Raw genomic sequence first — 12416 nt, 5'->3', positions numbered from 1 at the left:
CCTGGTCCTCCGGCCCTCGCTCCCGGGCCGGGGGCCGCCTCACAGCGGGAGGGCGAACTGGCCGTCCGGGCCCTCCTCCTGGTGGTCCAGCACCGACGCCGGGCGCCGGGCCCAGCGCGGTACCGGAAGCACCCCGGCCGCCCGCAGCGCGGCGCCCGCCAGCGCGGGCCCCGGCTCGAACGCGGCCCGGGCCGGGGCCAGGTCGGCCAGCAGGGCCAGGGTGGTGACCAGGGTCAGCAGCTCCGAGGTCCACACCTGCGGCCACTCGGTGGGGCCCAGCGCGGCCAGGCCCCCCGCCTCCGGCTCCCGGTGCGCGCCGCGCGCGGTGAACCAGCGCTCCAGTACCCGCACGCCGTTCACCTCGTACTCCCACGCCCCGGCCGGGACCGGCGCGATGCTCCCGGCCCCGAACAGCAGGGTCTCGCCCTCCGCCTCGTACGAGAGCCCGGGCGGCCACCCGGAGACCGCCGAGCGTACGAACGGTCGGCGCCCGGCCGGCAGCCGGGGCGGCTGCGCCCCGCGCGCCCCGCGCAGCTGGACGGTCAGCAGCCGCTGGCCCAGCTCCAGCCCGGCCCGCCAGCGCTCCGGGTCGGCCGGGAGCGGGACCTCGTACCCCCGGGGGCCCGGGCGGCCCGCGGCGAGGATCCAGCACAGGACGTCCTCCGGGGTCACCCAGCCGCGGTAGCGCTCGCCCAGCAGCGGCAGCAGACCCGGCGCCAGATTGGGCTCGGCGCCCCCGGGGCGGCGGTGCAGCGGACGGATCCGGCCCAGCCTGCCCGCGGGGAGGTGCGCGGTGACCAGCGGGCCGGGCAGGCCCGGGGGCTCGACGAGGAAGAGCTGGTGCTCGTCCAGGACCCGCCACAGCTCCGGCCGGGCCAGGTCGATCAGCCGCTGGTCCGGCAGCAGCCACTGCTCGTCGAAGGGCTCGTACAGCACCCGTACGGGGTCGGGACAAGCGCCGGGCTCCCGCGCGAACCGGCCGGTGGCCGACCGCTGACCGGGCAGCGCGGCCGCCCCGGCGGCGGGCCGCCGGGACCGGCTGGGCCTGAACAATCGTTCCCGCTCGGCGTCCTCGGCGGCCGTCAGCGCCGCCCAACGGGCCCGCAACGACCCCGCGTCGGGCGCGGCCACCCAGTCCCGGCCCAGCCGCAGCCCACCCACGGACCAGGGGACCAGCTCGTCCAGCAGAGGTACGTCATCGCTCACACCGACCGATGCTAGTGCCGCGTCAGGCAATGTTTGCCCGTCGAGGAACGGCCTCCGGTGCGTGCTCCGGGCGGGCCGGCCGGAAGCCCTTGTACTGGACGTACGTGGGCTTTCGGCCGGTGCGGCGAGAGTGCGTGCGGGGCGTCGCGACGGGGCGAACGTTGCCTGACGCGGCACTAGGCCGTCCGTCCCGTCGGAGGCGCCAAGGGCTGTCCGTGATCCCCGGCGGGCGCGCGACGCCGGCCACGGCGCCTCGCCGCGTTGTCGGATCGCCCGAATGCACCCGGCATGAGGACGACCCTCCGCCGTGCGAGGCACCGCATCCGACGCCGCACGCTGGTCGACCGCGGAGTACGGGCCCGGGTCCGCCGGGGGTTCAGGAGCATCCGCGCTCACCTCGCCTGCCCGGCCCGTGTCCCAACGCCACAGGCATCGGGCCCGGACAACCACCCGGCGCCAAGAACAAACACCAGGCACCCGGCTATGACGTCGGCAAGACCGTCAAACGCCCCGAGACTCTCAAGGCCATGGGCAAGCCTGGAAGATCTTGGTAGACAGAGAACAAGCTCAGTGCGCGTCCATCGTGACCGTGAACGAGAAACGGTCACCGCGATAGCGGATCCGGGCCACGTCCACCACCCGGCCGTCCTCGTCGTAGGTCACCCCGGTGTAGTGCAGGATCGGGCTGAGCAGCGGCACCTGGAGCAGCTCGGCGGTGGGCGGGTCGGCGAGGCGGGCCTCGACGGTGTCCGTGATCCGGCTGATCCGTACGCCGACCACGTCCCGCAGGACCTTGGTCATCGGCCACCGTTCCAGATCGGCCAGGTCCACCGCCTCGGCCAGCTCCGGACGGACCGCGTTCTCGGCCCAGTTCGTCGGCTCGCCGCTCTCCCCGTCGTGGCGCAGCCGCCGGTACGTCACCACCTCCGCGAGGTCCGGGAAATGCTCCAGCAGCTCCGCGGGCACCGGCGTCCGCGCGTGGCCGAGGATCGTCGTACGTTCGCCCGACTGCTGGGCCACGATCGCGTCGACCGAGCCCAGCAGCCGGATCGGCGCCCCGCGCCGCGCCCCGGGCTCGATGAAGGTGCCGCGCCGCCGGTGCCTGCTGATCAGGCCCTCCTGCTCCAGCTCCTTGAGGGCCTGGCGCATGGTCAGCACGCTCACTCCGTAGTGCCCGGCGAGCTGCTCCTCGGTGGGCAGGCGCAAGGTCGCGTCCGGGGTGCGCCCGAGTATCGAGGCGCGCAGTGATTGCGACACCTGGTACCAGAGCGGCAGCTTCCGGTTCAGCACCACGGAGTCGGGGGCGAAGGCGGTCACGGGCGGGTTCTCCGTACGGGTGGACAAGGGCGGCGTGCTGCGATGTTAGGCGCGAAAGTGCCGTTCCAGCCCCCGCCAGACGTCGTCGTAGGCGGGCTGGAGGTGATCCGCGCCCGCCGCCCGGGCGGTGGCGGTGACCGGCCAGCGGGTTTCGAACATGAAGGCCAGGCCGTCCGAGATCTTCTGCGGCTTCAGCTCGGCGCCGCTGGCCCGGTCGAAGGTCTCCTGGTCGGGGCCGTGTGCGGACATCATGTTGTGGAGGGAGCCGCCGCCGGGAACGAACCCCTCCGCCTTGGCGTCGTAGGCCCCCTCGATCAGGCCCATGTACTCGCTCATCACGTTGCGGTGGAAGTAGGGCGGCCGGAAGGTGTCCTCGCCGACCAGCCAGCGCGGGGCGAAGACCACGAAGTCCACGCCCGCCAGGCCCGGTGTGTCGGAGGGGGCGGTCAGCACCGTGAAGATCGAGGGGTCGGGGTGGTCGTAGCTGATGCTGCCCAGGACGTTGAAGCGCCGCAGGTCGTAGACGTAGGGAACGTGCGAGCCGTGCCAGGCGACCACGTCGAGGGGCGAGTGGTCGTAGGTGGCGGCCCAGAGGTTCCCGCAGAACTTGTTGACCACCTCCACCGGGCGGTCCTCCTCCTCGTACGCCGCCACCGGGGCCTGGAAGTCGCGGGCGGCGGCGAGGCCGTTGGCCCCGATCGGGCCGAGGTGGGGGAGTTCGAAGGGGCGGCCGTAGTTCTCGCAGACGTAGCCGCGGGCGGTGGCGTCGAGCAGCTCCACGCGGAAGCGGATCCCGCGCGGGATCAGGGCGACCTCGCCGGGGCGGGCGCTGAGCAGGCCGAACTCGGTGCGCAGCAGCAGGCCGCCCTGCTCCGGGACGATCAGCAGCTCGCCGTCGGAGTCGCTGAACACCCGGTCGGTCATGGAGGTGTCGGCGGCGTAGAGGTGGATGGCCATCCCGGTGCGCTGCGTCGCGTCGCCGTTGCCGCCCAGGGTCCACAGTCCGGCGACGAAGTCGGTGCCGGGGGCCGGGGCCGGCAGCGGGTTCCAGCGCAGGCGGTTCGGGTCCGGGACGGACTCGGTGAAGGGCGCGGTGCGCAGGTTGCCGTTGTCGACCCGGGCGAAGGGCGGGTGCGCGGCCGAGGGGCGGATGCGGTAGAGCCAGGAGCGGTGGTTGTGCGGGCGCGGCTCGGTGAAGGCGCTGCCGCTGAGCTGCTCGGCGTAGAGGCCGAGCCCGGCGCGCTGGGGCGAATTCCGGCCGACGGGCAGAGCGCCGGGAACCGCCTCCGAGCTGTGCTCGTTCCCGAAGCCGGTGAGGTACTCCAGCGCCTCCGCCGTCTTCCTGGCCTGCTCGCTCATGGCTGCTCCCGCTCAGTCGAAGGAATCCTATGGTTGACAGTAGGATTCCCCGGCCCCGACGTCAACGGGCACGCGCGGCGGGTGGCGGGGGAGGGTCGGGCGGAACCCGTCCAGCGGATGCGTGCGCGAGGGGATCCGAAAACATGAACATTGCTCTACTCTCTCGCGCATGTCGTGGACCCGCAGGTTCCCTGCCGTGCCGGCGGCGCTCCTCGCCGCCCGCCCGGCCCTCCTCTCCCTCCTCTCCTTCCTGACCCTTCTCGCCCTCTTCGCCGCCGCGCCCGCCGCCCAGGCCCACGAGGAACGCCCCATCACCCTCCCCGACGGCTCCGGAAGCGTGCCGGAGTACCGCACGGGCGAACCCGACCTGCTCGTCTGCAAGACCGGCCGCCCCGACTTCGAGCGGCGCACCGCCGGCTTCCCGGAGCCCCTCAAACTGCGCAACCTCGCCCTCTACGACCGGTGCGAGAAGAACGGCTTCCGCAACCTCCAGGAAGCCGTCGACGCCGTCGACCGCCCCGGGATGAACATCGCGATCCTGCCCGGCCTGTACGAGGAAGAGCCCTCGCTGCCCAAACCGACCGGCGAGTGCGCGTCCCTGAAGGCCCCCAACTCCTCGCTCGGCTACCAGATCCTGTCCTACGAGCAGCAGGTGCGGTGCCGCCACAACCAGAACCTCGTCGCCATCCTCGGCAAGAAGAACCTCCAGATCGAGGGCACCGGGTCATCCCGGCAGGACGTCGTCATCGACGCCAAATACCAGAAGCTGAACGCCATCCGGGCCGACAAGTCCGACGGGATCTACTTCCGCAACTTCACCGCGCAGCGCACCACCTTCAACTCGCTGTACGTCCTGGCGGGCGACGGCTTCGTCATCGACGACGTCCTCACCCGCTGGAACGACGAGTACGGCTTCCTGACCTTCGCCAGTGACCACGGCCTGTACAAGAACTGCGAGTCCTACGGGAACGGCGACTCCGGCATCTACCCCGGCAGCGCCTCCGACATCAACGACGGCCGCGGCTACGACGTCCCGCGCCACTCCATCGAGATCACCGGCTGCCGCAGCCACCACAACATGGTCGGCTACTCCGGTACGGCGGGCGACTCGGTGTGGGTGCACGACAACGAGTTCGACGGCAACATGGGCGGCGCCTCGATGGACAGCGCCTTCCCCGGCCACCCCGGACTCCCGCAGAACCACGCCCTGTTCGAGCGGAACCTGATCCACGACAACAACGAGGACTTCTACCCGTACGTCGCCGACGGCACCTGCGCCAAGGCCCCCGTCGACCGCGGCTACGAACAGGGCGTCGTCTGCCCGCAGATCTCCATGCCGCCGGGCACCGGCATCATCACCGCGGGCGGCAACTGGAACGTGTACGAGAACAACTGGGTCTACGGGCACCGGCGCGCCGGGTTCTTCCTGAGCGCGGTCCCCGCCTTCATCCGGGGCGAGCCGGCCTGGAGCAAGCAGGCCGACACCTCCCACCACAACCGCTACGCCGGGAACATCCTGGGCAAGGACAAGTCCGGCGCCTCCCGCCCCAACGGCGCGGACGTGTGGTGGGACGGCCAGGGCAGGGGCAACTGCTGGCAGGACGGCCCCGACGGTTCCACCCCGGGCACGCTCCCGCAGTGCGGTGAGGCGCGCGGCGCCGTCTCGGGCGGCTCGGCCCGGCTGGTGGGGGAACCGGTCAAGCTGGCCCAACTGCTGGTCTGCGCCGACTACAACGTCCAGGCACGCAAACTCCCGGCAGGCTGCGACTGGTACGGCGCCCGGGGCCTGGAGCGGGTGGAGACCCAGATCGCGCTGTCCGTCGCGGTGGTACTGGCCCTGGCGGGCGGGGCGCTGTGGTGGCGCAGGCTGCGCGTGTCGCGACGGGGAACGCTCTCCTCGCTGCTGGGCCTGGCCGGGCTGGCCCTGGACGTGGCCGGGTCCACGATGACGCTGACCAGCACTTTCGTGCCCGTGCTCGCGCTGTTCCTCCTCGGGTTGTGGTGGACGGGTGCCGGGGTCGTGCTCCGGGCCGACCGCCCCTGGCTGGCGCGGCTGACCCTGCTGCTCGGCGCACTGACCCTGCTCGACGGCTTCGACAAGGCCGTGCTGATGATTCCGTGGATCCCGCTGAGCCCCGCGTGGATCCGCGCACTGGTGGCGGTGGTGTGGGTGCTGTGGGCCGTGGTCGCCTCCGGCCGCCCCGGCCCCGCCCGCGCCCCCACCGTCCCCGGCGGGGGCGGCGACTCCGACGAGGACCGCGAGCCCGTCCCGGCGGGCCCCCGCCCCACCCTGGACGGCGCCGCATGACCCTGGCCCAGCACCACACGCCTCCCGCCCAGCACCGCACGCCCCCCGCGCCGCCCGGGCCGACGGGTCGCGTGACGCCCGCCCGGGCGGTGCGGGACCGCCGGGCCCGGCTCGGGGCGACCTGGGCCGTACTGGCCCTGCTCGCCGCGGCCGGCGCCGCGGGCTGCGGCGGGCGGGCCACCACCCACCACAAACCCGGCACCACCCACCAGCAGGCCTCCGGCAGCGTCGGAACCCTGCTGGACACCCAGGACGAGGCCGGTCACCGGCTGCGCCAAGTCCCGTCCCAAGGTGCCCCCGAGGTCAAGCTCGCCGTCCGCCCCGACAGCGAGGACGGCTGGAACCTCCAGTTGGAGGTGCGCGACTTCCGCTTCACCCCCGACAGCGTGGGCGGCGCCGCGCTCGCAGGTGGCGGCCACGCCCACCTCCTGCTCGACGGCCACGAACTGGCCCGGTTGTACGGCTCCTGGTACCACCTGTCCGCCGCCCAGGTGCCCCAGGGCGCACACACCCTGACCGTCCGCCTCTACGCGGACGACCACACCGCCTGGGCGGTCGCGGGCAAGCCGGTGGAGTCCACGGCCCAGCTCGCCGCGCCCGCCCCGGACCAGGCGGGCCACGACCACGGCACCACCGCACCCCCGGCCCAGCAGCCGCCCCCCGCCCAGCCGCCCGCCCCGCCCACGCCTGCGGCCGACCGGACCGTGACCATCACCGTCCATGACGGCAAGGTCACCCCCGCCCCCGGGCGGACGGAGCTGAAGCGCGGCGAACGCGTCGCCCTGCGGGTCACCAGCGACCGCGCGGACACCCTGCACGTCCACGGCTACGACAAGGAGCTGCCGCTCCCCGCAGGCCAGGAGACCACCCTGATCCTCACGGTCGACCGCACGGGTCTCTTCGAGGTCGAGACCCACGAGTCCGACCTGGTCCTGACCCAACTCCTCGTCCGATGACCCCGGCGCCGCCCCTGGCATCGGCCCTGGTGCGACCCCTGCTGTCGGCTGGGGCATCGGCTGGGGTGCCGCTCCCGGGGCCGGGCCCGGCGGCGGGTCCCGCTCCCGGCGTCGTCCCGGCCGGGGGCCCGGGCGCCCTCGCCGATCCGCTCACCACGTTGGCCCATGGCATCGGTTCCCAGCACGACCTGCCCATCTCCCCCTTCTACGCCTTCGCCGGTGCCTTCGCCGCGCTCTTCGTCTCCTTTCTCGCGCTCGGTCTGCTCTGGTCCACCTCCCGCTTCCGGGGCGACCGTTCGGGTCGTCCGCTGCCCACCGCCGTCCAGCGGGTGGCCGACGCGCCGACCACCCGGACCGCGCTGCGCGTCCTCGGACTCGCCGCCGCCCTCTTCGTCCTGTCGCACCTCCTCTTCGGTCCCGACGACCCCGCCCGCAACCCCGCCCCGGGCGCCGTCTACGTCCTGCTCTGGGTCGGTCTCGTCCCCGCCTCCCTCCTCCTCGGCCCCGCCTGGCGCCTGCTCAACCCGCTGCGCACCCTCCACCGCTTGCTACACCGCCTCCGGCCCGCCAGACCGGTGCCGCCCGTCCACCTCCTTCCGTCCCGGCTCGGCCTCTGGCCCGCCGCCATCGGCCTGTTCGGTTTCACCTGGCTCGAACTCGTCTCACCCGACCCCGCCTCGCGCACCACCCTCCTGATCGCCCTGGCCGTATACGCCACCGTGCAACTCGGCCTCGCGGCCCGCTTCGGCGAATCGTGGTTCGCCGAAGGCGACCCCTTCGAGGCCTACTCCACCCTTCTGGCCCGCTTCTCCCCCCTCGGTCGTCGAAACGACGGCCGCCTCGTCCTCCGTAACCCCTTCCACGGACTCGACGCGACACCCGAGCGACCCGGACTCGTCGCCACCGTCTGCGTCCTGCTCGGATCCACCGCCTACGACGGCTTCTCCGACAGCCCCTCGTGGATCAACACCATCCAGACCTCCCCCCTCGGCCGAACCCCCGCGGCCGCGCTCGGACTCCTCGGTTCCATCACCCTGGTCGCCGCCCTCTACTGCCTGTGCGCGGCGGCCACCCGCCTGGTCTCCGGCCCGCTCCCGAGCCCCCTGACCGCTTTCGCGCATTCCCTCCTTCCCATCGCTCTCGGTTACCTCACAGCCCACTATTTCTCCTTGTTCGTCACCGAATCGTCACGGACAGTGATCATTGCGGGTGGTGCTGACCACGTCCCGGCGCCCGCCCCACCCCTGGACCCGGGCGGTCTCGCGGCCCTCCAGGTCGTCGCCGTCGTCACCGGCCACGTCCTCGGCGTCGTATCCGCGCACGACCGGTCCGTACGCCTCTTCCCGCCCGCCCGGGCGGTCGCGGGCCAACTGCCCCTGCTCACGCTGATGATCACGTACACCATCGGAGGTCTGAGCCTCCTGCTGAACTGAGAACCCAGGACCGGCATGATGGACTCCGTGCCTCCCGCCCACCCCCTGCGCCGCGCCCCGATCCAGCAGCGCAGCGCCGACCGGCTCGCCCGGATCCTCGACGCCTGCGCCGAACTCCTCGACGAGACCGGGTATGAGAACCTGAGTACCCGGGCCGTCGCCCTCCGCGCCGGCGTCCCCATCGGCTCGGTCTACCGGTTCTTCGGCAACAAGCGAGCCATGGCCTACGCCCTCGCCGAACGCAACCTCGACCGCTATGCCGAGGGCATCACGGCCCGGCTCGCCGCGCTCCCCGAGGTTCACTGGCGGCCCGCGGTCGACGCGGTCCTCGACGAGTACCTCGCCATGAAACGCAGCGTCCCCGGCTTCGCCCTGGTCGACTTCGGCGTGCCTGCGCCCCCGTCGAGCGAGGTCGCGGACACCGCCGACCCCAATGACCTGGTCGCCGCGCGCCTGACGGAGCTGTTCTGCCTGCACCTGGGCCGCGTACCCGATCCCGCGCTGCGGCGGACCGTCCTGGTCGCCGTCGAGGCCACCGACGCGCTGGTCCAGCTCGCCTTCCGGGTGGCCCCGGCCGGAGATCCGGACATCATCGACGAGACCCGCGCGATGATGCACGCCTACCTCGCCCGCGTCCTGGACTGATCCCCACCCGCTCTCCGTCGGCCGCTCTCGGTCGGCCGCCTTCCGCTCGGCGCGCCTCTTCCTCGCTCGCGCCAGGGTCTCCCCAACCTCCGTACCGGTCGGTATGCTCGGGCCGCCCGCGTGCCGCCGCAGCCTGCCGTCCCCAGGAGGGCCCATGCCCCGTACCGCCTTGCGTATCTGCCCGCTCTGCGAAGCCACCTGCGGCCTCACCCTGACCATCGAGGGCGCCGCGGTCACCGGCGCCCGCGGTGACCGCGACGACATCTTCAGCCGCGGGTTCATCTGCCCCAAGGGAGCGGCCTTCGGCGCCCTCGACGCCGACCCGGACCGGCTGCGCACCCCCCTCGTCCGCCGCGACGGCACGCTCCAGGAGGCCACCTGGGACGAGGCCTTCGACGCCATCGCCGCCGCCGTCCCGACGCTCACCGAGCGGTACGGGCCCCAGTGCACCGGGGTCGTCCTCGGCAACCCCAACACCCACACCATGGCCGGGGCCCTCTACCCGCCGCTCCTCCTCAAGGCCCTCGCCACCCGGAACCTCTTCACCGCCAGCACTCTCGACCAGATGCCCAAGCACGTTTCCAGCGGCCTGCTCTTCGGAGACCCCTTCGCCATCCCGGTGCCCGACCTCGACCGCACCGATTTCCTGCTGCTCATCGGGGCCAATCCGGTCGACTCCAACGGCTCCCTGTGCACCGCACCCGACTTCCCCGGGCGGCTCAAGGCGCTGCGCGCACGGGGCGGCACCCTCGTCGTCGTCGACCCGCGCCGCACCCGCACCGCGCGCCTCGCCGACCGCCACCTCGCGCCGCGCCCCGGCAGCGACGCCCTGCTCCTCGCGGCCCTCGCGCACACCCTGCTCGCCGAGAAACTCACCGACCCCGGCACGCTCTTGGAACATCTGGAGGGAATCGGGGAACTCACCGAAGCCCTCCGCGCGTTCACACCGGAAGAGGTCGCACCCGCCTGTGACCTGTCCGCCGAGGAGATCCGGCTGCTCGCCCGGGAACTGGCCGCCGCCCCGAGCGCCGCCGTCTACGGCCGGATCGGCAGCTGCACCGTCGAGTACGGAACCCTGGCCAGCTGGCTGGTCGACGTACTGAACATCCTCACGGGAAACCTGGACCGCCCCGGCGGCGCCATGTTCCCGCTCTCCGCGACCGCCGCGGCGCCCCGGCCCGCGGGCCCAGGGCGGGGGTTCGCGCTCGGCCGCTGGTCGAGCCGGGTCTCCGGCCACCCCGAGGCCAAGGGTGAACTGCCGATGGCCGCGCTCGCCGAAGAGATCGAAACCCCGGGGGACGGGCAGATCCGGGTGGTGATCGCCGTCGCCGCCAACCCGGTGCTGTCCGCGCCCGACGGGGACCGGCTTGACCGGGCGCTGTCCGGGCTGGAGTTCATGGTCTCCGTGGACCCGTACCTCAACGAGACCTCGCGCCACGCCCACGTCGTCCTGCCCCCGCCGCCGCCCGCCCAGAGCGCGCACTTCGACTTCGCCTTCAACGGTTTCGCCGTGCGCAACCAGGCCCGTTACTCACCTGCCGCCATCCCGCTGGAGGCCGGGAGGATGGACGAGTGCGAGATCCACGCGCGACTGATCCTGGCCGTCTCCGGGCGGCACGGAGCCGATCCCCGAACCGTGGATGAAGCCGTCATCGCGGACACCCTCGCGCGGGCCGCCACCGATCCCCGTTCCCCCCGCTCCGGCACCGACCCGCAGTCGCGGGTCCGGATGCCGGCGGGCCACGACGGGCCCGAGCGCAGGCTGGACATGATGCTGCGCCTGGGGCCGTACGACCTCGTCCTCGAAGACCTCCGGAACGCGCCGCACGGGGTCGACCTGGGTCCCCTCACCGCCCGGCTCCCGGGCCTGCTCAAGACCCGCAGCGGCAGGATCGAGCTGCTGCCGGAGCCGATCGCGGCCGAGCTGCCCCGGCTGCGCGAAGCGCTCGCCGACCGCCCCACCGCCCTCGTACTCGTGGGCCGCCGCCACCTGCGGTCCAACAACAGCTGGATGCACAACGTCCCGGCGCTGACCGGAGGTTCCAACCGCTGCACCCTGCAGATCCACCCCGATGACGCCGGACGCCTCGGGCTCGCCGACGGGGGACGGGCCAGGATCACCGCCGACGGAGGCAGCCTGGAGGTTCCGGTCGAGGTCACCGACACCCTCCGCACCGGGGTGGTCAGCCTCCCGCACGGCTGGGGGCACGACCGGCAGGGTGCGCGGCTCGGTGTGGCCGCCACCGTGCCCGGAGTCAATGTCAACCAGCTGCTCGACGGCTCCCGGCTCGACCCGCTGTCGGGGACCGCCGTGCTCAACGGTTTCCCGGTGGAACTGACCCCCCTGCCCTGAGCTGGGGTTTTGCTCGTATTGCTCACGCGCCGACGTCTTGTTGGGGTTACCGGGAGACGCCTACGTTCCCACCATGCTGACCTTCCTCGGCTTCGCCATGATCGCGACGTTCCTCGTCCTGATCATGATGAAGAAAATGTCGCCCATCGCGGCGCTCGTCCTCATCCCCGCGCTCTTCTGCGTGTTCGCCGGCAAGGGCGCGCATCTGGGCGACTACGTCATCGACGGCGTGGGCAAACTCGCGCCGACCGCAGCCATGCTGATGTTCGCCATCGTGTACTTCGGCGTGATGATCGACGTGGGCCTCTTCGACCCGGTCGTCCGGGGCATCCTGCGCTTCTGCAAGGCCGACCCGATGAGGGTGGTGGTGGGTACGGCGGTGCTGGCCGCGATCGTCTCGCTCGACGGGGACGGTTCGACCACCTTCATGATCACGGTGTCGGCGATGTACCCGCTCTACAAGCGGCTCGGTCTCAGTCTGGTGGTGATGACCGGGGTCGCCGCCACCGCCAACGGCGTGATGAACACCCTGCCGTGGGGCGGCCCGACGGCCCGCGCCGCGACCGCGCTCAAGCTCGACGCCTCGGAGATCTTCGTACCGATGATCCCGGCCCTGGCGGTCGGCCTGCTGTGCGTCTTCTTCCTGGCCTACGTGCTCGGGCTGCGCGAACGCCGCCGGGTGGGCGCGCTGTCCCTGCCGGGCGACCTCGTGACGGCCGGAGCCGCCGTCGCTGCGGTCACCGAGGAAGAAGACGCCGAACGCCTCGTCGTCGCCGGTACGGGCGCCACCGCGTCCGGGACCGCCCCGGCCGGCCCCACCACCCCCGCCGGCTCTCCTG

Annotated in this window: 9 protein-coding genes and 1 pseudogene; 7 read left to right on the top strand and 3 right to left on the bottom strand. The window is 72.8% G+C overall.

Annotated features, from left to right (window positions below; translation table 11 throughout):
* Nucleotides 1–39: 39 nt before the first annotated feature.
* On the bottom strand, nucleotides 40–1206 hold the full coding sequence (locus QMF80_RS32040) for a type ISP restriction/modification enzyme (protein ID WP_283459687.1): 1167 nt from the start codon (nucleotides 1204–1206) through the stop codon (nucleotides 40–42).
* Between the two features lie 351 nt (nucleotides 1207–1557).
* On the opposite strand from QMF80_RS32040, the pseudogene QMF80_RS32035 reads away from it, so the two are divergent.
* Nucleotides 1558–1760, top strand: a pseudogene (locus tag QMF80_RS32035) (NF041680 family putative transposase); the annotation flags it as partial.
* A 13-nt stretch (nucleotides 1761–1773) separates the two neighbouring features.
* Here the strand turns inward: QMF80_RS32035 and QMF80_RS32030 are convergent.
* Nucleotides 1774–2523 carry a GntR family transcriptional regulator gene (locus QMF80_RS32030; protein WP_283459741.1) on the bottom strand — a complete coding sequence of 250 codons (750 nt, stop codon included), beginning with the start codon at nucleotides 2521–2523 and terminating at the stop codon, nucleotides 1774–1776.
* A 45-nt stretch (nucleotides 2524–2568) separates the two neighbouring features.
* The gene (hmgA, locus tag QMF80_RS32025; protein WP_283459685.1) at nucleotides 2569–3882 is read right to left on the bottom strand and encodes a homogentisate 1,2-dioxygenase; all 1314 of its coding nucleotides are present in this window, start codon (nucleotides 3880–3882) and stop codon (nucleotides 2569–2571) included.
* Nucleotides 3883–4051: 169 nt separating this feature from the next.
* On the opposite strand from hmgA, the gene QMF80_RS32020 reads away from it, so the two are divergent.
* From QMF80_RS32020 to QMF80_RS31995, 6 genes are all read left to right on the top strand, one after another.
* Nucleotides 4052–6190 (top strand): right-handed parallel beta-helix repeat-containing protein, encoded by a 2139-nt coding sequence (locus QMF80_RS32020; RefSeq protein ID WP_283459683.1) that lies wholly within the window; start codon nucleotides 4052–4054, stop codon nucleotides 6188–6190.
* Nucleotides 6187–7146: a cupredoxin domain-containing protein gene (locus QMF80_RS32015; RefSeq protein ID WP_283459681.1), complete on the top strand. Its 960-nt coding sequence runs from the start codon at nucleotides 6187–6189 to the stop codon at nucleotides 7144–7146. Before QMF80_RS32020 ends, QMF80_RS32015 begins: the two co-directional genes overlap by 4 nt.
* Before the next feature lie 158 nt (nucleotides 7147–7304).
* The gene (locus QMF80_RS32010; protein ID WP_283459679.1) at nucleotides 7305–8579 is read left to right on the top strand and encodes a hypothetical protein; all 1275 of its coding nucleotides are present in this window, start codon (nucleotides 7305–7307) and stop codon (nucleotides 8577–8579) included.
* Between the two features lie 18 nt (nucleotides 8580–8597).
* Nucleotides 8598–9224 carry a TetR/AcrR family transcriptional regulator gene (locus tag QMF80_RS32005; RefSeq protein ID WP_283459677.1) on the top strand — a complete coding sequence of 209 codons (627 nt, stop codon included), beginning with the start codon at nucleotides 8598–8600 and terminating at the stop codon, nucleotides 9222–9224.
* A gap of 154 nt (nucleotides 9225–9378) precedes the next feature.
* Nucleotides 9379–11577, top strand: coding sequence for a molybdopterin oxidoreductase family protein (locus QMF80_RS32000; RefSeq protein WP_283459675.1), 2199 nt, complete (start codon nucleotides 9379–9381; stop codon nucleotides 11575–11577).
* Nucleotides 11578–11650: 73 nt separating this feature from the next.
* On the top strand, nucleotides 11651–12416 hold a 766-nt coding region (locus tag QMF80_RS31995), incomplete at its 3' end, for a citrate:proton symporter (RefSeq protein ID WP_283459674.1).

This window comes from Streptomyces sp. G-G2 (assembly GCF_030063135.1).
Lineage (GTDB): Bacteria > Actinomycetota > Actinomycetes > Streptomycetales > Streptomycetaceae > Streptomyces.
Note: the sequence above shows the minus strand (reverse complement) of the source record. Positions and strands in the feature narration are given on the sequence as shown.